21 protein-coding genes are annotated in these 24,837 nt (G+C 71.7%); 11 read left to right on the top strand and 10 right to left on the bottom strand.

All coding sequences use genetic code 11. The annotated features are described in order from the left end of the window. Positions 1-48: 48 nt before the first annotated feature. The 3 genes from P3X83_RS19325 to P3X83_RS19315 form a co-directional block, all read right to left on the bottom strand. Entirely contained in the window at positions 49-1,365 is a 1,317-nt protein-coding gene (locus tag P3X83_RS19325) for a C40 family peptidase (RefSeq protein WP_277306522.1), read from the bottom strand. Between the two features lie 205 nt (positions 1,366-1,570). Then, the gene (gene greA, locus P3X83_RS19320; protein ID WP_277306521.1) at positions 1,571-2,071 is read right to left on the bottom strand and encodes a transcription elongation factor GreA; all 501 of its coding nucleotides are present in this window, start codon (positions 2,069-2,071) and stop codon (positions 1,571-1,573) included. 112 nt (positions 2,072-2,183) lie between these two features. Beyond that, positions 2,184-2,621, bottom strand: a complete 438-nt coding sequence (locus P3X83_RS19315) for a DUF4307 domain-containing protein (RefSeq protein ID WP_277306520.1) — start codon at positions 2,619-2,621, stop codon at positions 2,184-2,186. Between the two features lie 173 nt (positions 2,622-2,794). Between P3X83_RS19315 and mca the strand changes: the two genes are divergently transcribed. The 3 genes from mca to P3X83_RS19300 all read left to right on the top strand — a co-directional run bounded on the left by mca (position 2,795) and on the right by P3X83_RS19300 (position 4,385). Continuing rightward, a complete protein-coding gene (mca, locus tag P3X83_RS19310) occupies positions 2,795-3,715 on the top strand; it encodes a mycothiol conjugate amidase Mca (RefSeq protein WP_277306519.1) in 921 nt (306 codons plus the stop codon). A 72-nt stretch (positions 3,716-3,787) separates the two neighbouring features. Further along, positions 3,788-4,009 carry a hypothetical protein gene (locus P3X83_RS19305; RefSeq protein WP_277306518.1) on the top strand — a complete coding sequence of 74 codons (222 nt, stop codon included), beginning with the start codon at positions 3,788-3,790 and terminating at the stop codon, positions 4,007-4,009. Positions 4,010-4,061: 52 nt separating this feature from the next. Beyond that, positions 4,062-4,385 (top strand): GNAT family N-acetyltransferase, encoded by a 324-nt coding sequence (locus P3X83_RS19300; protein ID WP_277306517.1) that lies wholly within the window; start codon positions 4,062-4,064, stop codon positions 4,383-4,385. A 16-nt stretch (positions 4,386-4,401) separates the two neighbouring features. On the opposite strand, the gene P3X83_RS19295 is transcribed toward P3X83_RS19300, so the two are convergent. Beyond that, positions 4,402-5,553, bottom strand: coding sequence for a hypothetical protein (locus P3X83_RS19295; RefSeq protein WP_277306516.1), 1,152 nt, complete (start codon positions 5,551-5,553; stop codon positions 4,402-4,404). 81 nt (positions 5,554-5,634) lie between these two features. Between P3X83_RS19295 and P3X83_RS19290 the strand changes: the two genes are divergently transcribed. From P3X83_RS19290 to P3X83_RS19265, 6 genes are all read left to right on the top strand, one after another. Further along, on the top strand, positions 5,635-7,611 hold the full coding sequence (locus P3X83_RS19290) for a thioredoxin domain-containing protein (RefSeq protein ID WP_277306605.1): 1,977 nt from the start codon (positions 5,635-5,637) through the stop codon (positions 7,609-7,611). A 92-nt stretch (positions 7,612-7,703) separates the two neighbouring features. Then, a complete protein-coding gene (locus P3X83_RS19285; protein ID WP_277306515.1) occupies positions 7,704-8,231 on the top strand; it encodes a hypothetical protein in 528 nt (175 codons plus the stop codon). A 391-nt stretch (positions 8,232-8,622) separates the two neighbouring features. Beyond that, a complete protein-coding gene (locus P3X83_RS19280) occupies positions 8,623-10,452 on the top strand; it encodes a phosphoenolpyruvate carboxykinase (GTP) (RefSeq protein ID WP_277306514.1) in 1,830 nt (609 codons plus the stop codon). A gap of 138 nt (positions 10,453-10,590) precedes the next feature. Next, positions 10,591-11,151, top strand: coding sequence for a hypothetical protein (locus tag P3X83_RS19275; RefSeq protein WP_277306513.1), 561 nt, complete (start codon positions 10,591-10,593; stop codon positions 11,149-11,151). A gap of 44 nt (positions 11,152-11,195) precedes the next feature. Beyond that, entirely contained in the window at positions 11,196-11,957 is a 762-nt protein-coding gene (locus P3X83_RS19270) for an isoprenyl transferase (RefSeq protein WP_277306512.1), read from the top strand. A 264-nt stretch (positions 11,958-12,221) separates the two neighbouring features. After that, on the top strand, positions 12,222-13,553 hold the full coding sequence (locus P3X83_RS19265) for a PhoH family protein (RefSeq protein WP_277306511.1): 1,332 nt from the start codon (positions 12,222-12,224) through the stop codon (positions 13,551-13,553). A 15-nt stretch (positions 13,554-13,568) separates the two neighbouring features. Here P3X83_RS19265 and P3X83_RS19260 read toward each other — a convergent pair whose 3' ends face one another. Genes P3X83_RS19260 through P3X83_RS19250 form a run of 3 tightly spaced genes read right to left on the bottom strand, consistent with a single transcriptional unit; the run spans position 13,569 to position 16,239 of the window. Next, the gene (locus P3X83_RS19260) at positions 13,569-14,096 is read right to left on the bottom strand and encodes a hypothetical protein (protein ID WP_277306510.1); all 528 of its coding nucleotides are present in this window, start codon (positions 14,094-14,096) and stop codon (positions 13,569-13,571) included. Between the two features lie 14 nt (positions 14,097-14,110). Continuing rightward, positions 14,111-15,568: a HAMP domain-containing sensor histidine kinase gene (locus tag P3X83_RS19255; RefSeq protein ID WP_277306509.1), complete on the bottom strand. Its 1,458-nt coding sequence runs from the start codon at positions 15,566-15,568 to the stop codon at positions 14,111-14,113. Further along, the gene (locus P3X83_RS19250; RefSeq protein ID WP_277306508.1) at positions 15,565-16,239 is read right to left on the bottom strand and encodes a response regulator transcription factor; all 675 of its coding nucleotides are present in this window, start codon (positions 16,237-16,239) and stop codon (positions 15,565-15,567) included. The genes P3X83_RS19255 and P3X83_RS19250 overlap by 4 nt, the downstream gene beginning before the upstream one ends. A gap of 343 nt (positions 16,240-16,582) precedes the next feature. Between P3X83_RS19250 and P3X83_RS19245 the strand changes: the two genes are divergently transcribed. Together P3X83_RS19245 and P3X83_RS19240 are read left to right on the top strand one after the other, a co-directional pair. After that, complete coding sequence (locus tag P3X83_RS19245; RefSeq protein ID WP_277306507.1) at positions 16,583-17,368, top strand: transglycosylase SLT domain-containing protein; 786 nt, start codon at positions 16,583-16,585, stop codon at positions 17,366-17,368. A 162-nt stretch (positions 17,369-17,530) separates the two neighbouring features. After that, positions 17,531-19,513 (top strand): glycosyltransferase, encoded by a 1,983-nt coding sequence (locus tag P3X83_RS19240; protein WP_277306506.1) that lies wholly within the window; start codon positions 17,531-17,533, stop codon positions 19,511-19,513. A 4-nt stretch (positions 19,514-19,517) separates the two neighbouring features. Here P3X83_RS19240 and P3X83_RS19235 read toward each other — a convergent pair whose 3' ends face one another. The 3 genes from P3X83_RS19235 to P3X83_RS19225 are packed head-to-tail and all read right to left on the bottom strand — an operon-like array spanning position 19,518 to position 24,763. Next, on the bottom strand, positions 19,518-20,918 hold the full coding sequence (locus tag P3X83_RS19235; RefSeq protein WP_277306505.1) for a class II fumarate hydratase: 1,401 nt from the start codon (positions 20,916-20,918) through the stop codon (positions 19,518-19,520). Positions 20,919-20,960: 42 nt separating this feature from the next. Then, positions 20,961-23,561: a serine/threonine protein kinase gene (locus P3X83_RS19230; protein WP_277306504.1), complete on the bottom strand. Its 2,601-nt coding sequence runs from the start codon at positions 23,559-23,561 to the stop codon at positions 20,961-20,963. Positions 23,562-23,596: 35 nt separating this feature from the next. After that, on the bottom strand, positions 23,597-24,763 hold the full coding sequence (locus tag P3X83_RS19225) for a serine/threonine-protein kinase (RefSeq protein WP_277306503.1): 1,167 nt from the start codon (positions 24,761-24,763) through the stop codon (positions 23,597-23,599). Between the last annotated feature and the right edge of the window lie 74 nt (positions 24,764-24,837).

Below are 24,837 nucleotides of genomic sequence, written 5' to 3'. Positions count from 1 at the left end.
TCCTCCGTCCGCATCGACGGTTGGCCGCGCGGTCGCCTGGTGGTGGGGTTAGCGGGTGCGGGCGGCTATTTGGGGGCTGACTCTTACTACGCCGGCGAGGTTTCTGGCGCTTACGGGGGAGATTTTGACCACGTCGCCGGTGCGGGGGGCCTGGAGCATTTGGCCGTTGCCCCAGTAGATGGCTACGTGGGAGATGTAGCCGGGGTTGGTGGGGTCGTGGCGCCAGAAGATGAGGTCGCCGGGTTGGGCCTGGGAGAGGGGGATCTGGGGGCCGGTGACCCACTGTTGGTGGGTGACGCGGGGCATGCGGACGCCGGCCTGGGCGTAGGCCCACTGGACGAGGCCCGAGCAGTCGAAGGTGTCGGGGCCCTCGGCGCCCCAGACGTAGGGGCGGCCGAGTTTGGAGACCGCCGCCTTGAGGGCGGTCTCGATCTGGGCCACGCTCATCAGGGTCCCCGCGGGCCAGGAGGTCTGTCCCTGGGGCTGTACGGTGCCCTTGGGCCGTATGAGGACCGGGTTGATGGTGGCGACCTGGGAGCCCTTGGGCAGGGCGCGCAGCAGCGCCCTGCGCAGTTTGGCGGTGTCCTTCTTGGGGGCGCTGACCACCAGCGCGTTGTTCTGCGGGATGCCCAGTGACCGGGCGGTGGGCCGGGAGACGACCGCGTCGATGGAGCCCATGCCCATGGTGGCGTAGGCCCCGACGCGCAGGGTGCGGTTTCCGGCGTTGACCGTACGGCCGAGGCTCAGCCCGCCGTCGTTGCCGAGCACGAAGGAGACCGCGGCGTCGCCGCCCGCGATGTTGCCCCACAGGGCGTCGGACTTGGCGGTGGGGCGCGGGGTGAAGGCGCGGAAGGTCGAGGGGTCGACGCCGAGGGTCTGGACGCGCTTGCCGTCGATCGCGACCTCGGCGGCGTCGGCCACCTCCACCGCGCGCACCCCGTGCAGTGCCGTGACCTTGGACAGCGCGGCCTGGGTGAGCGGACGGCGCGTCACCGCGAACAGGTGGGGGGCGTGCAGGTCGCCCAGCGGGCGGACGGGCTCCGCCTGGGCGGCGGGCCGGACCGGGGCCTGCGCGGTGTTCCGCGTTGGGTTCTGCGTTGGGTTCTGGGCCGGATTGGGCGTTCCTGGAGTGGGCCGGGCGACGTATCCGTTGCTCAGCCGCCAGGGGGCCGCGGCGAGCTGGGAGTTCTCCGGCGACTTGGCGCGGCGGCGGGACAGCTCGCTGATCACCACCACGTCGGTGGTGATCACGATGACGAGGGTCACCGCGATGGCGGGGACGGCACGCCGGAATCGCCGTGACGTCCCGTGCCGGTAGGGCATATGCGGATGACCGTAGGGAGCGCGCGCCCGCTCGTCGAGCACGACACCACCCCTTCCCGCCGCAGGTTCCGCCCTTGACCGCCGCCTTTACGAGCATGCCGCACGTGCCGCGTGGTACGCATGCCTACGTGAAACTTACCGGGGAATTGCCGGTGTCGATGAGAAAATCCGCCGCGGTGTCCCGTTTTGGGCCCGCGGCGGATCGTCGTCCGTCGATCAGTGCCGGAATGTGTGGCGCGGTCGCCGGTCAGTTGCCGACGTAGGGCACCGCCTCAAGGATCTCCACGGTGTTCTGCCTGCCGTTGGGCAGGGTGAACGTCGCCTTCTCGCCGACCTTCTTGCCGTTGATCGCCGAGCCCAGCGGGGACTTCGGCGAGTAGACGTCGATCGGGGCGCCGCTCTCCTCGCGGGACGCCAGCAGGAAGGTGACTTCCTCCTCGTCGCCGCCGAAGCGGATGGTGACCGTCATACCGGGGCCGACGACGCCTTCGGTGCGGGGCGCCTCCCCGACGCGGGCGTTGTCCAGGAGTTGGCGGAGCTGGAGGATGCGGCCCTCCATCTTGCCCTGCTCCTCCTTGGCCGCGTGGTAGCCGCCGTTCTCGCGCAGGTCGCCTTCTTCCCGGGCGGCCTCGATCTTTTTGGCGATGTCGGTACGCCCCGGGCCAGAGAGGTACTCCATTTCCGCCTTCAGGCGGTCGTACGCCTCCTGGGTCAGCCAGGTGACGCTCTGGTCGTGGGAGTCGGCCACGGGTTCTCCTTGCTCACTCGTACGGGGGCACTGCTCTCGGTGATGCCACGGACACATCTGAATTTCGACAGGCTAACAAGCCCGCGCCGCGAACGCTTCCCCAAATGTCTCACTATACGAGATAGCAGTACTGGACGTGAACCGAAGTCGCCTGGGCGCTCGTCCCGAGCTGGTCTGAGCGTTGGACATAGCTCTCACCAGCGGGAATAGTGACCTCCTTGGTGCCCACTTCGATGTGGTTCACGTCGGTGGCGCGCAGGCGGCAAAGTGCGGCCTGATCGGAAGGCTTGTATATCTCGTAGGTAATGCTCACGGAGTCGGGACGATCCGCGTTGAACGTGATCACCTGGTCGATCACCTCGGTGTCGCCCTTGGACGCCCACATCACGTAGCCCCAGCCGCCCGCCGCGATCGCCACCAGCACCGCGATGACCAAGTGGACGATGAAACGCCCGGGGCGCGCCGGACCGTCGGCCCGTTCGGGCAGATCGTCCGGTGTGCCGAGCACCGGTGCTGTCGGCCGGTGCGGCTCGGCCTCGCTGGCGATCATCGTGGAATCTCCCTGCACTCCCTCGGCGTTATCCGAGACAATTGTCCCTCGCGGGGGTTCCGCCTCCGCGCCTGCCCGGGGGGAAGAACCATGTTGCCGGGGCGATCCGCCGTCGGCGGCCCGCCCACCTCCCCGGAGCCCAGGTTCCGAACCACAAGGAGACACCGAGGCCCGTGAGTGCACCGCTGAGGCTGATGGCCGTTCACGCGCACCCCGACGACGAGTCGAGCAAGGGCGCCGCGACCATGGCACGTTACGTCGCGGAGGGCGTTGACGTGCTGGTATGCACCCTAACCGGTGGCGAGCGCGGCTCCGTCCTGAATCCCAAGATGGACCGCCCGGAGATCCTCGCCAACATGACCGACGTCCGCCGTGAGGAGATGGAGCGGGCGCGCGAGATCCTCGGCGTATCGCAGCGTTTCCTGGGCTTCGTCGACTCCGGGCTGCCCGAGGACGAGAGCGAGCCGCTGCCGGAGGGCTGCTTCGCAGTACAGGAGCTGCATGTGGCCGCGGCCCCGCTGGTGGCGGCGGTCCGCGAGTTCCGGCCGCATGTGATGCTCACCTACGACGACGACGGCGGCTATCCGCACCCCGACCACATCATGACGAACCGGGTGTCGGTGGAGGCGTTCGAGGCGGCCGGCGACCCTGACCGCTATCCGGACGCGGGCGAGCCCTGGCAGCCGCTGAAGCTTTACTACCACATGGGGTTCAGCAAGGAGCGATTCGAGGCGCTGCACGAGGCGATGAACACGCGGGGGATGGGCTCGCCGTACGCCGACTGGATCTCCCGCTGGGAGGACCGCCCGCAGAAGTGGCCGGTCACCACGAAGGTGCCGTGCTCGGGCCACTTCGAGACCCGCGACCGGGCGTTGCTGGCGCACGCCACGCAGGTCGATCCCGACGGGTTCTGGTTCGTCTGCCCGCGCGAGCTGCAGATGGAGATCTGGCCGACCGAGGACTACCACCTGGCCAGGTCGCTGGTCGACACCGATCTCCCTGAGAACGACCTGTTCACCGGCATCGACGGCGCCCGCCCCCAGGCCTGCGTGGTCACCGACGCCTCCGCCCAGGCGTCCCCCGCCTGCCCCTGACCCGTCCGCCACCGACCTGCCCGCCACCACCGCCGCGCGGGCACCGGGCGGGGCGGGTGGCAGACTGGAGGGGTGAACGTCTTCAACTCGACGATCGGCAACGTCAGCCCGGGGCTGCTCGGGTTCCTCGTCGTGGCCGCGCTCGGTGCTGCCCTCTTCATGCTGGTCAAGTCGATGAACAAGCAGATGTCCAAGATCGAGGTCCCGTACGAGGACGAGATCCGCGAGAGCGAGGCCGCCGCCAAGGGCAACGGCGCCGCCAACGGCGAGCCCAAGCCCAACGGGGCCCATTGATGGCGACGCTGACGACACTGACGACGCTGACGACGCTGATGGGGGCGCGCTGATGGCCGAGGAGATCCGCGTCACCGACAACGTCGACGCCGCCCGCTTCGAGATCTTCGTGGACGGCGCGCTCGCCGGCTTCGCCGACTACCGCCTGCGCAAAGACAAGATCGTCATCACGCACACCGAGATCGACGAGTCGTACGGCGGACGCGGCCTCGGCTCGAAGCTGGCCAAGGCCGCCCTCGACGCCAGCCGTGACACCGGCCTGGCGGTGGCCCCGGCGTGCCCGTTCGTCGCCGACTACATCCGCCGCCACCCCGAATACCTCGACCTGGTGGCCGACGACTACCGCGAGGCGGTCGAAGCCGGCCCCGGCTCCTGACCCCGCCCCGCGCGGGTCACTGCGTGCGGTCCCAGGCACGTTCGAGTGCCTTGGGCAGGCCCCACCAGCCGAGCGGGGTCAGCACCTCCTCGTGGTCGACCACGCCCAGTTCCGCCCACAGCGGGATGACCGACATGAACAGCATCTCCGTGGCCTCGACGTCGTCGGGGTCGTCCTCGTCGGTCTCGACGTCCTCGGACTCGGCGATCAGCCGGGCGATCCGCTCAGGTGAGGCCAGCACCCCGGGGCCCCGCCTGGCCAGGGCCGTAACCGCGGCCAGCCAGTCGGCGTGGTGGATGGCGCACAGCGCGGCCAGCACGGAGTCCTCGTGGCCGAGTTCGCCTTCGAGGTCGATGAACTCCTCGACGGTGTCGTCCTCCTCCGACAGGTCGGACATCGGCCCGGACACCCCCGCCGCGACCCGCAGCCACAGGTCGGCGTCGTCGGCGGGCAGCGGCTCGCCCTCGAAACCGGCGCAGGCCCGCAGCACGCTGCCGGGGTAGCCGGGACCGGCCAGCACCTCGCGCAGCCGCGCGGTCACGGCACGCAGCTCGCCCTCGGGCAGCGGCGGCTCGGGCAGCTCGCCGACGACCCGGCGCAGCTCGCTGAGCGCGAACGCCTCCTCCTCGTCCCAGGCCTCCTCCAGCTCGCGGTCCAGCTCGTCGCCGACCACGGTCATCGGCACCCGGCCGTCGTCCGGCAGCGGCTCGGACAGCCAGCGCTCCTGGAGCTCCTCGTAGGCCAGCCGCGCCGAGGGGTCGCCGGACGCCAGGGCGTCCGGGTCGATCGTCCCCGCCGTCACCTGCTCCTCCAGGTAGGCCACGAACAGGTCGTGCATCTCGGCGGTGGCCTCGCCGCGCTCGTCCTCGTCGGGCCAGACGAAGTAGCCGCGGGTCAGCAGGATCGGCTCGGTGCCGGTGGCCTCCAGCCAGCGCCGGACGTCGCCGACCGTCGCCGCGCCGGACTCGATCGCGCTCAGGGTCGCCTTGGCGGAGTCCCAGAACGGCGCGGACAGGGGGTTCCCCGCTTCGGTAAGGGCCCGGCGGAGGTCGGGCAGTGCCACCAGGGCCACCCCGGACGGCGCGGCCAGCAGCGCGCGGGCGACGTCTCTGCGGGTGAGCGTCGCGGCCGGGCGGCCCGCGTATGTGCAGACGAAATCGAGATCCACGCGACCTGAGCCTACGCCTGCGGGGCATCGCCCACTACAGCCGGAGGATTGGCGCGGGACGGCGTGGATAGGCTGACGAACGTGAACCGGCTGCGCGACGCCACGAGCCCGTATCTGCTCCAGCACGCCGACAATCCCGTCGACTGGCGGGAGTGGGGCGAGGACGCCTTCGAGGAGGCGCGGCGGCGCGACGTGCCGCTGCTGATCTCCGTGGGCTATTCGGCCTGCCATTGGTGTCATGTCATGGCGCACGAGTCGTTCGAGGACGACGCGACCGCCAAGCTGATGAACGAGCACTTCGTCAACGTCAAGGTCGACCGCGAGGAGCGCCCCGACGTCGACGCCGTCTACATGGGCGCGACCCAGGCCATGACGGGCAGCGGCGGGTGGCCGATGACGGTCTTCGCCACACCCGACGGGCATCCGTTCTACACGGGCACCTATTTCCCCAGGGCGCAGTTCCAGCGGCTGCTGCTGGGCGTCTCCGGCGCCTGGGAGAACGACCGGCCCGCGGTGCTCGGGCAGGGGTCGAAGATCGTCGCTGCGCTGACGGAGCGGGCCGCGCTGCCGTCAGGGCCGGTGCCGACGGAGGAGACCCTGGGCGCGGCCGTGCGCGACCTGGCCGGGGCCTTCGACGCGGCGCGCGGCGGGTTCGGCGGCGCGCCGAAGTTCCCGCCGTCGATGGTGCTGGAGTTCCTGCTGCGCGAGCGGTCGGCGGAGGCCGCGGAGATGGCCGAGGTCACGCTCGACGCGATGGCCAGGGGCGGCATCTACGACCAGCTCGGCGGCGGCTTCGCCCGCTACAGCGTGGACGCCGAGTGGATCGTCCCGCACTTCGAGAAGATGCTCTATGACAACGCGCTGCTGCTGCGGGTCTACACGCACTGGTGGCGCTCCGGCGGTTCGCCGCCGGCGCGGCGCGTGGCGCTGGAGACGGCGGAGTGGCTGGTGCGCGAGATGCGCACGCCCGAGGGCGGGTTCGCCTCCGCGCTCGACGCCGACAGCGAGGGCGAGGAGGGCCGCTTCTACGTCTGGACCCCCGAGGGGCTGCGCGAGGCGCTCGGCGACGCCGACGGCGCGTGGGCGGCGGAGGTCTTCGGCGTGACCGACGAGGGGAACTTCGAGCACGGCACGTCGGTGCTGCGGTTGCTCGACGACCCAGATGACGCAGGACGGCTGGCCCGCGTGCGCGAGGCCCTGCTCGCCGTCCGCGAGCGCCGGGTGCGCCCCGGCAGAGACGACAAGGTGGTCGCGGCCTGGAACGGCCTGGCCGTGGCCGCGCTCGCCGAGACCGGCGCGGTCTTCGAACGCCCCGACCTGGTCCAGGCGGCGCGCGACGCCGCGGTGCTGCTCGACGAGGTCCACCTGGACGGCGGGCGCCTGCTGCGCACCTCCCGCGACGGCCGCGCCTCCGCCAACGCCGGCGTCCTTGAGGACTACGCCGACGTCGCCGAGGGCCTGCTCGCGCTGTACTCCGTCACCGGCGAGACCCGCTGGTTCCGCCGCGCGGGCGAACTGCTCGACGTGATCCTCGACCGGTTCGCCGACGGCGCGGGCGGCTTCTTCGACACCGCCGACGACGCCGAGCGCCTCTTCCAGCGCCCGCAGGACCCTACCGACAACGCCACGCCGTCCGGGCAGTTCGCCGCGGCCGGGGCGCTGCTGGCCCATGCCGCGCTGACCGGCTCGGCCCGGCACCGGGAGGCGGCGGAGGCCGCGCTCGGCACGGTGTCGGTGCTCGCCGGGCGGCACTCCCGGTTCGCCGGGTGGGGGCTGGCGGTGGCGCGCGCCGCGCTCTCGGGGCCGGTGGAGGTGGCGATCGTCGGCCCGGACGCCGATCCCGCCGCCGACGCGCTGCACCGCGCCGCACTGCTCGCCGACGTGCCGGGGCTGGTCGTGGCCCGCGCGCCGGTCGAGCGCGCCGGTGAGGTCCCGCTGCTTTCGGGCCGGGGCCTGGTCGGCGGGGAGGCCGCGGCCTACGTGTGCCGCCGTTTCACCTGCCGGGCCCCGGTGACCACGGTCGCCGACCTCCGCGCGGAGCTGTCCCCGGCCCGCTGAGCCGCATTTCCCTGAGCACCTTGTTTCGCCTTCAGGGAAATCCTGTGATGCCGTAGATGTCATTTCAGGAGAAGCGTTGTAATCTCAATTACATGGAAAGCGATGAAGCAAGTGGGCAGTTGCGAGGATGGTTCTCCGGGCGGTTGCCCGAAGACTGGTTCACCGGAGCCCCCGAGATCGTGCTCGACCGTGAGGAGATCACGGTCATCGGCGCGCTGGCCGACCCCGTTACGGCCGAGGGCGCCCAGGAGGCGGAGCGCGCGGCCGCCGTGGACGGGCTGATCCGCAGGTTCCGTGAGGAGACCAGGGAGCGCCGGATCGAGATCGCGCGGGAGGTCGAGCACCGCTTCCGCAAGAAGGTCTCCTGGGGCGTCTCCTGCGGCGGCGAGACAGTGATGTTCACCACACTGTCGGTGCCGGTGATGACCCGGCTGCGCCAGCCGGAGCGCCAGGTGCTCGACACTCTGGTCGCCGCGGGCGTGGCCCGCAGCCGCAGCGACGCCCTGGCCTGGTGCGTACGGCTGGTCGGCAAGCACACCGATTCCTGGCTCGCCGAGCTGCGCGACGCCCTCCAGCACGTCGATCGCGTCCGCGCGGCCGGTCCTGACGTCGACTCCTGACTTGACCGCGCGGTCCGCCGCGCACGATTTCCGGAGGAGTGCGAGCGCCGTCGCGGTGCCCGCCACCCTCCATTCCCTCCTCCGGGAAGGGCTGTTGTGCTGGCCTTTTCCGCCGGATCTGGACTAAACCTCTTACCAGATTGGTTTAGACCTCCGCCCGTGGTTTATACCACTGCGGCGGCGGCTTTTCATTAACTCGCTCACAAGTGGGTAGTGACCCGAGACCACCGCCTGGAGGGCGGTTCGGCCCCTGCTCATCAGGGTTGTGTGGAAACGCGACCCGGCAGGTTGGCTGATTCGTCAAGGCACGGCGTAACCCGCGGATTGATCTTCGGCGTTGGCATATGACTGGTCTACGCCAATTGGATTAACCGCGGAGCAGTCGTTAATGATGTCTTGGCCGAGCGAGTGTAGAGGAGCCGTCGCAGTGACCCTTTCCGTTGAGGCACCCGCCCCGACGACCCACGATGAGTTGGCGACGTGGGTCCGCCAGATCGCCGAGCTGACCCAGCCCGACCGCGTGGAGTGGTGCGACGGGTCCGAGGCCGAGTGGACCCGCCTCACCAACCTGCTGGTCGAGCAGGGCACCTTCACGAGGCTGGCCAAGCGGCAGAACAGCTTCTACGCCGCGTCCGACCCGTCGGACGTCGCGAGGGTCGAGAACCGCACGTTCATCTGCTCGGAGCGTGAGGAGGACGCCGGTCCCACCAACAACTGGATCGCTCCAGACGAGATGCGCGCCACCTTCGGTGAGCTGTACCGGGGGTGCATGCGCGGACGCACCATGTACGTCGTGCCGTTCTGCATGGGACCGCTCGGCGGCCGGATCTCGCAGCTCGGCGTCGAGATCACCGACTCGCCGTACGTCGTGGTGTCCATGCGCATCATGACGCGGATGGGCGACCGGGCGCTGCGGGAGATCGAGGAGCGGGGCGACTTCGTCAAGGCCGTGCACTCGGTCGGCGCGCCGCTGGAGCGGGGACAGGCCGACGTCCCGTGGCCGTGCAGCGACACCAAGTACATCAGCCACTTCCCGGAGACCAGGGAGATCTGGTCGTACGGCTCCGGCTACGGCGGCAACGCGCTGCTCGGCAAGAAGTGCTACGCGCTGCGGATCGCCAGCGTGATGGCCCGCGACGAGGGCTGGCTCGCCGAGCACATGCTCGTGCTGAAGCTGACCCCGCCCACCGGCGAGGCCCGGTACATCGCCGCCGCGTTCCCGAGCGCCTGCGGCAAGACCAACCTGGCCATGCTCCAGCCCACGATCCCCGGCTGGAAGGTCGAGACCATCGGCGACGACATCGCCTGGATGCGCTATGGCCCGGACGGCAGGCTCTACGCGATCAACCCCGAGGCCGGCTTCTTCGGCGTCGCCCCGGGCACCGGCGAGACCACCAACGCCAACGCGATCCGGACCCTGTGGGGCAACAGCATCTTCACCAACGTCGCCCTCACCGACGACGGCGACGTCTGGTGGGAGGGCATGACCGACGAGCCACCCGCCCACCTGACCGACTGGAAGGGCCGTTCCTGGACGCCCGCGAGCGACGAGCCCGCCGCCCACCCGAACGCCCGCTTCACCACCCCGGCCGGGCAGTGCCCGACCATCGCGCCGGAGTGGCAGGACCCGAACGGCGTGCCGATCTCGGCGATCCTGTTCGGCGGCCGTCGCGCCAGCGCCGTGCCGCTGGTCACCGAGGCGCTGAGCTGGCAGCACGGCGTCTTCCTGGGCGCGAACGTGGCCTCGGAGAAGACCGCCGCGGCCGAGGGCAAGGTCGGCGAGCTGCGCCGCGACCCGTTCGCGATGCTGCCCTTCTGCGGCTACAACATGGGCGACTACTTCGGCCACTGGCTGGAGGTCGGGCGCCGCCAGGGCGCCGAGCTGCCGCGTATCTACTACGTCAACTGGTTCCGCAAGGGCGCGGACGGCTCGTTCCTGTGGCCGGGCTTCGGCGAGAACAGCCGGGTGCTGAAGTGGATCGTGGAGCGGCTGAACGGCACGGCCGAGGCCGTGCGCACCCCGATCGGGCTGCTGCCCGACGCCATCGACACCGAGGGCCTGGAGATCTCCCAGGAGGCCCTGGACACGCTGCTGTCGGTGGACACCGAGGTGTGGAAGGAGGAGGCCGCGCTGGTCCCGCCGCACTTCGAGACCTTCGGCGACCACCTGCCCAAGGAGCTGTGGGACGAGTACCACGCCCTGGTGAAGCGCCTGGGCTGAGTCAGACCACCGGTGCGACATGGCACGCGCGCTGGTCTGGGTAGACCGGCGCGCGTGCCATGCCGTCGTACCACCCGCTGATCGGATTTGACCGACAAGCGGGGCTATGCGGCGGGCGATTTGGATATGACCCTTCAGATGGGGGGTCTTCGCTGTGCCGACGGGTCGTACCTGACCGTGCTGCCGCGCGCGTGCGTGGACAGCGTCGGCGTGCCGTACGAGATCACGCTGGAGCTGCGCAGGGACGGCGCGCCGTACGGGATGGTGGGGGAGCGCTGCGGATGGCTCCTGCCGCGCCTGGCGGCCGGTATGAGGGCCGCGCGGGCCGACGGTGACGGCGCCTGGGCCGACCCCGACGACCGCTTCCCCGAGGACGCCCCGGACGCCGAGCTGTTCGCGTTCAGATACCGCTCCAGGCGGCGCGTCGTGGGCGGCGGCGAACTGCGCTGCCAGGTCCGCACGCTTCCGCTGTGGACGCCTGCGGACGCCCCGGCGGCCATCGGGCGCTGGCGGCTGACCAGGCGGGCGGTGGTCGAGGCGTGGGGTCACGACGGCGTCGGCCTGCGCGCCGTTCTGACCTCCGGCGAGCTGGCCGAATTCATCGCGGGTCTGGTCGTCGAGGCCGAGGGATGTCTCGGTATGGCCCAGTCCGGATCCGGTATCCGGAACGGGGGGACAGACCGCCCTCCGGGGCGGTGATAATTGCCCCTGTGACCTGTTGCCGGTGACAGGGGGAGGTTTCCATGGGCGTACGTGATCTGGTCTATCGCCTGTACGAGCGCAGGCTTGAGAGCAGGCTGGGCAACGCCATGATCCCCCGCCACGTGGCGGTGATCGTCGACGGCAACCGCCGCTGGGCGCGCTCGATGGGCATGGACGACGTCAGCCGCGGCCACCGCAAGGGCGCCGACAAGATCACCGAGCTGGTGGCCTGGTGCCGTGACGCCGGTGTCGAGGTCGTCACGATGTGGTTGCTCTCCAGCGACAACCTGGCCCGTCCGAAGGACGAGCTGGAGCCGCTGATGCGGATCATCGAGGATCTGGTCCAGGAGCTGGTCGAGGCCGGGTGGCACATCAAACCCGTGGGGGCTTTGGACCTTCTGCCCGATCGCACGGCACATGTCCTGAAAAATGCAAAAGAAGCCACCTCAGACCGCCCCGGGCTGATTGTGAACGTGGCCGTTGGGTATGGAGGAAGGCGTGAGATCGCTGATGCGGTGCGCTCTCTCCTCCAGGAGCACGCCAGCACGGGGGCGAGTATCGAGGACCTCGTCGAGGTTCTCGATGTGGAGCACATCGCGGAGCATCTCTACACGCGCGGCCTGCCCGACCCGGATCTCGTCATCCGGACCTCGGGAGAGCAGCGGCTCTCCGGATTCCTGCTCTGGCAGAGCGCCCACTCCGAGTTCTACTTCTGCGAGGCCTACTGGCCTGATTTCCGCAGGGTCGACTTCTTGCGGGCGCTGCGGTCCTACGCCGCGCGGCATCGGCGGTACGGCTCCTGAGCCGGCGTACGCGCTGGAAACAGCACGTGAACTGCCCCTTTCAGTCGGCTTTGACATATTGGGGTGGGCCGGATCAGGACGTACCGTAGGAGGTAGGCGGCAGCGTCCGCCCACTCTGGAGAGGGCCCGCTTTTGCGTAAACCACCTGCTGAGGGGGCCGGAGTCCGGCTTCGCCCCGCAGTGGAGGGTGCGGCCGGGCCCGGTACGAATCCCACCTCATCTGGTTCAGGGCGTCCACCCCAAACGGCGCCCGGGGGAGATCGCGTGGCAGTGTCCTCGATTCACCCATCCACCCGCACGTCCCGCCGTCCTACACGGCGTACCTACGTGCTGGACACCTCGGTCCTGCTCGCCGACCCAGCGGCGATGACCCGCTTCGCCGAGCACGAGGTAGTCCTGCCGATCGTCGTCATCACCGAACTTGAGGCCAAGCGTCAGCATCCAGAGCTGGGCTACTTCGCCCGCAAGGCGCTGCGCTACCTCGACGACCTTCGGATCACGCACGGCCGGCTCGACGAGCCGATGCCGGTCGGCGATGGCACGCTCAGGGTGGAGCTCAACCACAGTGACCCGTCGATCCTGCCGGTAGGTTTCCGGCTCGGTGACAACGACACCCGCATCCTCACCGTCGCCCGCCACCTCGCCGCCGAGGGGTGCGACGTGGTGCTGGTGTCGAAGGACCTGCCGATGCGGATCAAGGCCGCGTCGATCGGGCTCGTCGCCGAGGAATACCGCGCCGAACTGGTCGTCGAGTCCGGCTGGACGGGCATGGCGGAGATCCAGGTCACCGGCGACGACATCGCCGCGCTCTTCGAGCACGGCAGGCTGGAGCTCCCCGAGGCCGCGGAGCTGCCCTGCCACACCGGCCTGCGGCTGCTCGCCGCGCAGGGCTCGGCCCTCGGGCGGGTCCTGCCCGACAAGTCCGTCCGCCTGGTCAGGGGCGACCGCGAGGTCTTCGGCCTGCACGGCCGCTCCGCCGAGCAGCGCATCGCGCTGGACCTGCTGATGGACCCCGAGGTCGGCATCGTCTCCATGGGCGGCAGGGCCGGCACCGGCAAGTCCGCGCTCGCCCTGTGCGCGGGCCTGGAGGCCGTCCTGGAGCGCCGCCAGCACCGCAAGGTGGTCGTCTTCCGCCCGCTGTACGCCGTGGGCGGCCAGGAACTGGGCTACCTGCCCGGCACCGAGAACGAGAAGATGGGCCCATGGGCGCAGGCCGTCTTCGACACCCTGGGCGCGGTCACCACGCCCGAGGTGATCGAGGAGGTCATCGACCGCGGCATGCTGGAGGTGCTGCCGCTCACGCACATCCGGGGCCGCTCGCTGCACGACGCCTTCGTGATCGTGGACGAGGCGCAGTCCCTGGAGCGCGGGGTGCTGCTCACCGTCCTGTCGCGGATCGGCGCCAACTCCCGGGTCGTGCTCACCCACGACGTCGCCCAGCGCGACAATCTCCGGGTCGGACGGCACGACGGCGTCGTCGCGGTGGTCGAGAAGCTCAAGGGCCACCCGCTGTTCGCCCACGTCACGCTGACCAGGTCCGAGCGGTCGCCGATCGCCGCCCTGGTCACCGAGATGCTGGAGGACCTCACCGCCTGATCACCGCCTGACACGTCACGGGGGGAGCTGCGTCTCCGGCGAGGCCAGATCACGGAACTCGCTGCACACGTGCTCCCCCCGGTTGTGCGGCGTGCCGTCCAGGGCCATCTGGGTGATCTGCACGACCCAGATCTCCCGGCTGCGCAGGCCCGCCGTGGTGCAGGTGAGCTGGGCCAGCGCGGCGCGGCTCAGGCGGCCGTCGCCGCCGACGAACACGTGCAGGCGCAGGCCCCTGGGCACGTCGGGGTCGTTGCGCGCGGGCTGGCCGTACCGGCTGAGCTGGCTGTCGCGGTGGGTGAACCCGCGCAGGTCCGAGCCGAGCCCGGACGGCGGCTGGTCGCTGGCCTTGAACAGCGCGTCCACGACGTCCTCGATGGCGTTGGACGGCGCCGCCACCCTGGTCGGGAACAGGCGCCGGTCGCGCAGCAGGTAGACCGTGATGAACGTCGGCTCGAAACTGACCACCGGGGCCCGGCCGTGGTCCACCACTCCGCTGGTCTCGATCCCGCACCCGCTGGCGGCGAGGAGCGTCGCGGCGATCACACACAGGACTCCTCTCATGCGTGCGGCAGCCAGACCGTGAAGAGGGTCCCGGGGTCCTGCCGCCGGACCGAGATCGTGCCGCCGTGCAGCCGGGCGTTGGCCCGCGCGATGGACAGCCCGAGCCCGCTGCCCTCGCTGCGCGCCCGCCCGGCCTCCGCCTTGAAGAAGCGGTCGAAGACGTGCGGCAGGGCCTCGTCGGGGATGCCCTTGCCGTGGTCGCGCACCTTGACCTCCAGCCCGTTGGGGGTGCCCCGGGCGCTCACCAGCACCGGAGGAGCGCCGTGCCGCAGCGCGTTGCCGACCAGGTTGGCCAGGATCACGTCGAAGCGGCGGGGATCGAGCGTGAACGACAGACCCTCGGAGACGTTCAGCCGCACCTGATCGGCCCAGCCGCGCATCTCCAGGCAGTCGGTCAGGGCGTCGGCCACGTTGACGCGTTCCACCCGCAGCGTCGCGGTGCCCGCGTCCAGGCGGCTGGCCTCGATCAGGTGCTCGACCAGGACGCGCAGCCGCTCGATCTCGCCGAGGACCAGCCGTACGGCCTGCGCGGGCTCCGACGGCAGCCGATCGGCCTCCTCGCGGAGCATGTCGGTGACGGCCGTCATCGCCGCCAGCGGCGTGCGCAGCTCGTGGGAGACGTCGGCGACGAACCGCCGGGAGATCGCCTCCAGCGCGCGCAGCTCGCTGACGCTCTTCTCCAGCGCCGACGCCGACTCGTTGAACGTGGCGGTGAGCCGCGCCAGCTCGTCGTGCCCGTGCACGGGCAGCCGGGTGTCCAGGCGCCCCTCTCCGAGCGCGCGGGCGGCGGACCCGAGCCTTCGCACCGGCAGCAGCACCCGCCTGGCCGAGAGCAGCGCGCCGGTGAGCCCGACGAACAGCGTGATCGCGCCCGCCTGGGTCAGCCCGTCGCGCAGGTCGGCCAGGATGCGCTCCTCGTCGGCCAGCGAGACGAAGACGAACACGGTCATCCCGGTCGGCTGGACGCTGCCGTTCCTGGCCAGCCGGTGCACCTGGGTGCCGACGACCAGCCAGGTCCGGTCGTCGATCCGGGCACGCTGCGACACCACCCGGTGCGGGGCCTGCGCCCGCAGCTCGTACGGCACGTCGGCGAGCCGCATCCGCGCGCCCGGGTAGATCGACTCCTGGTACGACACGATCACCTCGCGCCCGGGGGCGCCGAGCGACCGGTGCACGTTGTTCAGGTCCTCCCCGGTCGGCGGCAGCTCGCCGGGCCACAGCGCGCCGATCGGCACGGTGATCTGCTCCAGCGTGTTCAGCACGTCCGACACCGCCGCGCTCTCCGTCCGGTTGATCAGCGCGGACTTCACCAGCGTGTATCCGATCCCGGCGACCAGCGCCGAGGCGGTCATCGCCACCAGGATGAATGTGATCACCAACCGGCCGCGCAGCCCCGTCGGACGGCGCAGCGCCCGCCAGACCGACCGCAGCGACCGGTTCAGGAAGGCGATCACGGCGGGCTGAACCGGTACCCGAAGCCGCGCGCGGTGTGGATGAACGTCGGTTCGGCGGGCACCGGCTCGATCTTGGCGCGGACCCGCTGCACGCAGGCGTCCACGAGACGGGAGTCGGCGACGTGGGAGTGGTCCCAGACCACGCGGAGCAGGTGGCGGCGGTTGAGTACCTGGCCGGGATGGCGGACCAGTTCGAGCAGCAGCCGCAGCTCGGTCGGCGTCAGGTGGATCTCGCGCCCGGCGCGCGTCACCTTCAGCGCGCCCCGGTCGATGATCAGGTCGCCGAACACGATCCGGTCGGAGGAGGCCGACTCGACCCGGCGCAGCACCGCGCGGATCCGCGCGTCGAGCACCCGGGGTTCGACCGGTTTGACCACGTAGTCGTCGGCCCCGGCCTCCAGGCCGACCACGACGTCGAGGTCGTCGCCGCGCGCGGTGAGCAGGATCACCGGGAGCTGGTCGAACCTGCGGATCCGGCGGCAGACCTCCACGCCGTCCATGCCGGGCAGCATCACGTCGAGGATCGCGATCTCGGGGCGTTTGGCACGGACGTGTTCGAGCGCTTCCTCGCCGGTCGTGAACGCGGTCACCGAATGGCCCTGCCGCGACAGGGCCATTTCCAGTGCCGTGCGCACCGAGGGATCGTCTTCTACCAGGAGGATGCCGGCCACGCGGTCATTATGGGTCCCCCCTAAGGGCAACCGTTGTGTGTCACGAAACTGTGACATACCACCCATGGAACGCGGACGCATCGCCGAGACCCTAGGAGGGGTCCGTCCTTCGGTCGCGGGGGTGTCGAAGGGGGGGCCGTCAACATCCGGTCGCCCTGACCGGAAGGTCAGGCAGATGTGACCCCTAAGTTGCAAAAATGTGGCAAAAATCACAGCGACTATGAAAGGGCACGTCAACGCAACGATAGGTCAACCGTGAGTGACCGGGGGCCGCTCCCCGACCGGACCGATTATCGCGTTCCGGTTGCGGAGTACCCCCCGGTTCACGGCATGCTCATAGGTCGTGAGTTCAGGTCCGGAATTGAGAGACCGGCCCGCGCCGCAGGGCACGCGGGGCCGCCGCAGGAGCAGCCAGCGCTCCACGCGCGGTCTCCCCCCACGCGCCGCCGCCCCCGCCGATCCCCGGCCTCCCAAGAGCCGTCGCGGATCGTGGTCCACGTCCAAGCGCATCCTGATCCTCGGCAGCACGGCCGTGTTCATCGTGGGCGGTGGCGGATTCGTCGCCTACACCGCCTACCAGAACGCGAACCGCCCGCCGTCCGAGCCGGTGCCGCTGGCCGAGTGGGCCAAGCTCCTCGGTCCCGACCCGTTCGCCCCCGACCCCCAGGCCGACATCCAGAAGGCCGCGGCGGCGCAGTCGATGCGCAAGCGCGCCCTGGAAGACTCCCGGAAGGGCCGCGACCCGCTGAGCCGGGTCAAGATCCCCGAGAAGGCCCCCGGCGGCGACGGCTTCCTGCCCAAGAACTTCCCGGTCGGCACCAAGCCCAACACCGGCAGCAACATGGCCATCGGCAAGGCGATGAACGCCGCGATGGGCTGGGACTCCCAGTGGGGCTGCCTGCAGAGCCTGTGGCAGAAGGAAAGCAACTGGAACGAGCGGGCGATGAACCGCTACAGCGGCGCCTACGGCATCCCCCAGTCGCTGCCCGGCTCCAAGATGGCCAGCGCGGGCTCCGACTGGCAGACCAACCCCGCCACCCAGATCAAGTGGGGCCTCGGCTACATCAAGGGCCGCTACGGTTCCCCCTGCGGCGCCTGGGGCCACTCCCAGCGCGTCGGCTGGTACTGATCCCCACCGGCCCCTCCCAGGCCCCCAGACACCCCTAGAGCCCCCGGACGGCACCCGGGCCGGTAAGGCAGGGGGCAAGGGGCGGTATTGACACCACGCGCTTCGCGGCGTGCACGGCACGCCGCAGTGCGTACGGCACGCGCTGCGCGCAGGCTTGCCGTCATGGGTGTGAAGGTCAGCGTGGTCATGCCGGTCCGCAACCCCGGCCAGGAGGCCGACGCGGGGTTCCGCTCGGTGCTCGAACAGTCGCTCCCCGCGGACGAGTACGAGGTGATCATCGCCGACGGCGGGTCCGTCCCCGGCGTCGCCGCCCGGCTCGACGCCATGGCCGCCGACCGCCCCAACGTGCAGGTGCTGCACCTGCCCCGGGCGGGCTGGCCGATGCGCGCCCGCAACGCCGGGCTCGCCGCCGCCCAGGGCGAGTACGTCTACCTGCTCGACCAGGGAGACCGCCTCGCGGCCGGCGCGGCCCGCCTGATGTACGAGCGGGCCAGGATCGCCGAGGCCGACGTCCTGGCCGGTCGGATCGTCCGGGACGGCAGCCTGCCCCCCGCCGCCTTCCAGGTGGACCGCGACCGCGCCGACATCCTGCGTGACCGGCTGCTCGGCCAGCTCACCCCGCACAAGCTCTACCGGCGCGAGTTCCTCGACCGGCTCGGGCTGCGCTTCGACGAGCGCGGCGGCCCGCTCGCCGAGGAGGCGTTCGTGCTGCGCGCCTACCTGTCGGCCAAGGTGGTCGCGCTGCTCGCCGAGTCGATCTGCTGCCGGGTCGCCGCCAGGACCCGCCGTGAGCAGCGGCCCGCCTCCGCCGCCGCCGAACTGGACGCCCTGCTCGACATCGTGGACGACCACACCCCGCCCGGCAGGCAGCGCGACCGCATGTACGCCCACTGGTTCCGCACCGTGGTGCTGCGCCCGTTCTCCACCGGCAGGTTCCTGTCCTCCTCCCAGGACCGCTCGGAGATGTACGGCGCCATGCGGGAGATCACCGTGCGCCGGTTCCCCGCCCGGCTCGACCCGCTGCTGCCCGTGCATCTGCGCGCCGTGGCCGCGCTGCTGCGCGCCGGACGCCTGGACCGGCTCATCGTCCTCGCGGGCGTCACCAAGGGCGTGGGCCTGCGCGTGGGCCTGCGCGAGGCCCACTGGGACGAGGGCGTGCTCACCATGCGCCTGGCCGGCGAGCTGACCCAGCCGGACGGCGACCCGATGTGGTTCCGCGTCGCCGACGACCGGCTGTACTGGGTCCCGCCGACCGACATCGACCCTGTCGTGCTGCCGCCCGCCCTCACTGAGGTCGGAGACGCCGTGGCCAGGGCCCGCCTGCACGTCTACGTCCGCCACGAGGAGAACGGCGAGATGTACGTCGTCCCCACGACGAGCGAGATCCACGTCTGGGGCGAGGGCGACGACGTGCGGCTCGTGCTCGCCGCCGAGGCCCGGCTGGACGTCTCGACCGTGGCGGTGGGCCATCCGCTGGTCAAGGGCATGTGGGAGGTCCACGCCAGGCTGCAGGGCGGGGCCTACCACGCCCGCGCACGCGTGACCGGCGGACGCGCCGGGGGAGCCACCGGCCGGGTCGGCGTAGGCACCGACCCCGGCCACGCGTGCGCCGGTGCGGTGGCCGAGCACCCGCGACGTCTGGTGGTCCCGTTCTGGTGCGACGGCGGGACGCTGCATGTGTGCGTGGAGCCCCGCTCCTATGCCGAGTCCATCGCGCTGGTGTCGCCGGGGGCGGCGATCACCCGGCGCGACGGGCACGTGTTCGTCGTGATGCCGGTGCCGTACGTGCCGCCGAGCGGCGGGCCGCCCGTCGAGCTGGTGCTGCGCAACGGCGCCCGGGAGGTCTCCGCCCCCGGCCTCGTCGAGCCGGGGGAGCCGGGACGGCTGGCCGGGCAGCTCGTGGCCAAGTTCCCGGCGCGGCGGCTGCCGTCGGCCGGGTTCCTCGGCCCGGGGGCCTGGGAGCCCGCGCTGCGCGCCGACGACCGCGAGACCGCGCTGCGTTTCACGCTGGACGTGGCCGTCGGCGGCGCGATCGCCGTACGGCAGGCGGGGGAGGCTCCGCCCGTCCCCCTGATGCGGCGGCTGCTGGCCGGGCTCCCCGGCGCCCGCCGCGCCGTGCGCGGGGTCCGGCGCTACCGGTTCTAGCCGCTCACGCGTTGGGCGGGCGGGTCATGGACAGCACGTCGAGGATCGCGTCGAGTTGCTGCTCGGTGAGCGTGCCCTTGGCCACGTGCCCGCGGTCGAGCACCGCCTGCCTGATGGTCTTGCGCTCGGCCAGGGCGTCCTTGGCGATCTTGGCCGCCTCCTCGTAGCCGACGTGCCGGTTGAGCGGCGTGACGATCGACGGCGAGGACTCCGCGTACTCCCGGCACCGCTCGGCGTTCGCCGTGACGCCGTGCACGCAGCGGTCGGCGAACAGCCGGGAGACGTTGGCCAGCAGCCGGATCGACTCCAGGATGTTGCGGGCGATCACCGGCATCATCACGTTCAGCTCGAAGTTGCCCGCCGCGCCGGCGAACGCGATCGCCCCGTCGTTCCCGATGACCTGCGCGCACACCATGCACACGGCCTCCGGCACGACCGGGTTCACCTTGCCCGGCATGATCGAGGACCCCGGCTGGAGGTCGGGCAGGTTGATCTCGCCCAGCCCGGCGCGCGGCCCCGACCCCATCCAGCGCAGATCGTTGGCGATCTTGGTGAGCGCCACCGCCGTCACCCGGAGCTGACCCGACAGCTCCACGATCGCGTCCCTGGCGCCCTGGGCCTCGAAGTGGTCGCGGGCCTCGGTGAACGGCAGCCCGGTCGCCTCCCGCAGCCCCGCGATCACCTTCCTGGCGAACCCGGGCGGGGTGTTGATCCCGGTGCCCACCGCCGTGCCGCCCAGCGGCAGCTCGGTGACCCGGGTGAGCGCGGAGTTGACGCGCGCCACCGCGTTGTCCACCTGCGTGGCGTAACCGGCGAACTCCTGGCCGAGCGTGACCGGCGTGGCGTCCATCAGGTGCGTACGGCCGGACTTCACCACCTGGGCGAACTCGATCGACTTGGCGCGCAGCGAGGTCGCCAGATGCTCAAGGGAGGGGATGAGGTGGAAGACCGTCTCGGTCGTCGCGGCGACGTGGATGGAGGTCGGGAACACGTCGTTGGAGGACTGGGAGGCGTTCACGTGGTCGTTGGGGTGGACCCGCCGTCCGCCGCCCAGCCGGGCCTCGGCCAGGGTGGCGATCACCTCGTTGGCGTTCATGTTGGACGAGGTGCCGGAGCCGGTCTGGAAGACGTCGATCGGGAACTCGGCGTCCCATTCGTTCTCCGCGACGTCGGTGGCGGCCTGCGCGATGGCCTCCGCCAGCTCCTTGTCGATCACCCCCAGCTCGCCGTTCACCTCCGCGGCCACCGCCTTGACCAGCCCGAGGGCCGCGACGTGGGCGGGTTCGAGCCCACGGCCCGAGATCGGGAAATTCTCCACGGCCCGCTGGGTCTGCGCACGCCACTTCGCCCCGGCGGGCACGCGCACCTCGCCCATCGAGTCGTGCTCGATCCGAAACTCGCTCATGTCCTAAGTCTGCGCCGTGGCCCGCGCGCGCGGACCACCGGCTCAGCCCAAGGCCCACACCACGAAGATCACGACCACCGCGAGCAGCAGCGCGCCCGTGCAGACCAGGATGAACATCCGCGCCCGGCTCTTCGAGTCGGTCGCCTCGGCCGGAGGCGGCCCGGCGATCGCGAACAGGTCCGTACCCAGTCCGCCGCCCAGCGTGTCGCCGTCCTCCGACATCGACGGCACCCGCCCCGGCCTACCGGTGCCCGGCACCCCCGCCACGGGAATCCCGGGGTAGGAGGAGGCGGGCGGCCCCGAGACGGCCTGCCCCTGCGGCCCACGCGGCCCCAGCCCCGGAAGCCCGAACCCCTCGGTACCCGGAAGCCCACCTGCCGCGTACCCCTCGGCCCCGGGAGGTTGGCCCGGCGCGTATCCCTCAGTTCCGGAAGGTCCGCCCGGGGGGTATCCCTGAGCGCCTCCGGGACCACCCGGTGCGTACCCTTCGGCCCCGGGAGGTTGGCCAGGCGCGTATCCCTCGGTCCCCGGAGGTCCGCCCGGCGGGTATCCCTGAGCGCCCGCGGGTCCACCTGGCGCGTACCCTTGGCCGCCTCCAGGCCCGCCGGGGGCATACCCCTGGCCGCCCGAAGGGCCGCCCGGCGCGTATGCCTTCGCTCCCGCAGAGCCGAAACCCTCGGCCCCGGCCGGCGCCCCCGATCCATACCCATCGGGCCCCGGTGCGTGTCCCTGAGCGCCTGGACCACCCGGCGCCTGCCCCTGGGCGCCCGGGGTCCCGGGCGGGCCGTAGCCGTTCTGCGGGATCCGCCGCTCCTGCGTGGGCGTGCCCGCGCCCCAGGGGGCCTGTCCCGGAGCCCCCTGTGGCCCGTGCGGGGCCTGCGGGCGCGAGTCGGGCCCGGAACCCATCCCGCCCCGCGCCGGCGGCCCCTGGGGCGGCTGAGGCCCCGCCGGGCTCACCAGGGGGCCGGGGACGTGCCGCGGCGGCGTCCGCTTCACCCCGGACGGCCGCGACACCGCGATCGTCTGCTCCGGGTCGTACCGCGGAGCGTCCCGCTCCCGCTCCCGCCCGGCGCTCGGGCCCGAAGCGGGCGCGGGAGTGGGGCGTGAGGTAGGTCCGGAGACAGGCCCCGAAGTCGGCCCCGAAGATGGCCCGGAAACCGGTCCGGAGGGTGGCCCGGAGTCGAGGTCGCCGGTCGATCCGGGCACAGCCGGCCCCCGCCCGCGCTCCGCGCCACCGACCTCTCCCGGCCCCGCCCCACGACCATCAGAGCCTGGCCCCTGCCCGGCCCCGAACGCCGAGCCGTGTCCACTGCCGGGCCGAGATCCATGCCCGTGCCCGTCACCGAAGCCGGGTCCGTGTCCGGTCCCAGAGCCGGTGCCGGTGCCGGTGCCGAATGCCGAGTCGCGTCCGCCTCCAGAGCCGGTCCCGGGGCCGGGGCCGGAGGCCGAGTCGTGTCCGCTTCCGGGGCCGGCGTCCTGGGCGGGGCCGAAGGCTCCTTGGGGGGGTGGGGCGGACGGCGCGCCGAAGGCGCCCGCTCCGGCTGGGGGGCCGAAGGCGCCCTGCCCCTGTCCCCTGTTCGCGCCGAAGGCCCCCTGGCCCGGTACGGCCGCGCTCGGCGGATACGTGGGGGCCCGGTCCGGGACCGGGCCCGGACCCGGCCCGTGAGGGCCCTGAGGGCCGCGGCCGGGGGTTCCCGGCGGTGGCGGTACCGGGCTGGACAGCGGCGGCGCCGCGTGTCCCTGAGGCGGGGCCGCGAAGGTGCCGCCCGCGACGAACCCCTGCCCCGTGCCCGGTCCTTCCTGCACCGGCTCGTCCGACGGAGTGTCGGCGACCGCGCGCAGCATCGACGCCGCCCGCCCCGCCGTCAGCCGGGTCGCATGGTCCTTCTCCAGCAACGCCTCCAGCACCGGCCGCAGCGGCCCAGCCTGCGTGGGCGGGTCGGCGCTCTCGGTCATCAGCGCGGCCAGCGTCGCGGCCACCGACGACCGCTCGTACGCGGGCCGTCCCTCCACCGCGAAGTACAGCGTGGCCCCCAGCGACCACAGGTCGGACTCCGGCCCGGTGTACTCGCCGCGCGCGCGTTCGGGCGCGGTGTAACCAGGGGACCCGATGACCATGCCGGTCTTGGTGAGGTTCTTGTCACCCGCGGCCTTGGCGATGCCGAAGTCGGTCAGCACCACCCGGCCGGTCTCGGTGAGCAGCACGTTGCCGGGCTTCACGTCGCGGTGCAGGATGCCCTGGGCGTGCGCGGCCCGGAGCGCGCCGAGCAGGTCGGAGCCGATCTCGGCGACGAGCCGGGGCGGCAGCGGCCCCTCCTCGTCGATGACCTGTTCGAGGGAGCGGGCCTGGACCAGTTCCATGATGATCCACGGCCTGCCCTCCTCCTCGATGGCGTCGTAGACCACCGCGACGGAGGGGTGGTTGATCCTGGCGGCCGAACGGCCCTCGCGGAGCATGCGTTCGCGCAGCTCGGCGCGCTGGGGCTCGCTCAGCCCGGATTCCTGGCGGATTTCCTTCACCGCCACGTCGCGGCCGAGTGAGTGGTCGCGGGCTCGCCAAACGGTACCCATGGTGCCACGGCCGATGGGGGAGATCAGCTCGTAGCGGTCGGCGAGCAGGCGGGGCTGACGGTCGGGCGGCATGGATAGACGATAGCCATATTCGGTTACGAACCGCTTTAGCCTCGCTTGCGAAGCTCCCGGGGCCAGAGGCGGCGGGGCAGCACCATTCTGATGATCGTGGACATGCGCAGCACGAGTGGCCTGGGCTGGGGCGGCTCGACCGGCTTGCGGTGGGAGCCCTCGGCCGCCCTGCGATGCCCGCGCTGCGGCTGCTGCTGAGGCGGGATCGACGGCGTCGCGAAGGGCTGCGGGCGCTGCGCCGTGCTCGGCACGTGGCGGGTCACCGGAGGCCGCGACGGCTCGGCGCGGTGCACGCCCCGGTGCCCCGGACGGCGTGGCATCACCGGCTGCGCCGTGGTGCGCACGGACTTGCGCGCGGCCTGGCCGAGCGGTTCCTCGGCCGCGCCGCCCGCCGCCACCCTGGCCAGCATGAGCGAGGCGCGGGCGGCGTCGAGGCGGGTGTCGGGGTCGATGCGGAGCAGGCCGCGCAGCACCGGGGCGAGCGGCCCGGCCTTCTCCATCGGGATCGGCTCGCCACTGGTCAGCGCGGCCAGCGCGGCGGCGGCCGTACGCCTGCCGTGCAGGCCCTTGCCCTCGGCTGCGGTGTAGAGGGTGGCGCCGAGCGACCAGAGGTCGGCGGCCGGGCTGGCCTTGTCCCCGAGCACGCGCTCGGGCGCGATGTACCCGGCCGAGCCGAGCACGATGCCCGCCTGCGTGATCGACGCGTCGCCTTCCAGCGCGGCGAGGCCGAAGTCGGTGAGCACGGCGCGGTCGTGGGTGACCAGCACGTTGCTCGGCTTCACGTCGCGGTGCAGGATGCCCTTGGAGTGGACGGCGCGCAGCGCGCCGAGCACCTGGCGGCCGATCTCCGCGACCTTGCGCGGCGGCAGCGCGCCCTCCTCGCGGATGAGCTGCTCCAGCGATCTCGCCTGCAACAGCTCCATCACGATCCAGGGCCGGTCGTCCTCGGTGACCACGTCGAAAACGGTGATCACGGACGGGTGGGCGACCATGGCGGTGGCACGGCCCTCGCGCTCGGTGCGGGCGCACAGCTCGGCGCGCAGATCTTCGTCGAGGACGAGCGGGAGGCGCACTTCCTTGACCGCCACCTGACGGTCGAGAAGCTCATCGCGTGCTCGCCAAACGGTGCCCATGCCGCCGCGCCCGACCGGTTCGCTCAGCCGATAGCGCGCGGCAAGAAGGTATCCCGAGGGCGCACGCATGGGTGGCAGCTTACCGATTTGCGTAATGCGACCTGTAGAGACAGCGCCGCTTTTTTGTTGAGATCTTCGGTCAG

It is taken from the genome of Spongiactinospora sp. TRM90649, from assembly GCF_029382225.1.
In the GTDB taxonomy this organism is placed as follows: Bacteria; Actinomycetota; Actinomycetes; order Streptosporangiales; family Streptosporangiaceae; genus Spongiactinospora.
This window is presented reverse-complemented; position numbering and strand designations above follow the sequence as displayed.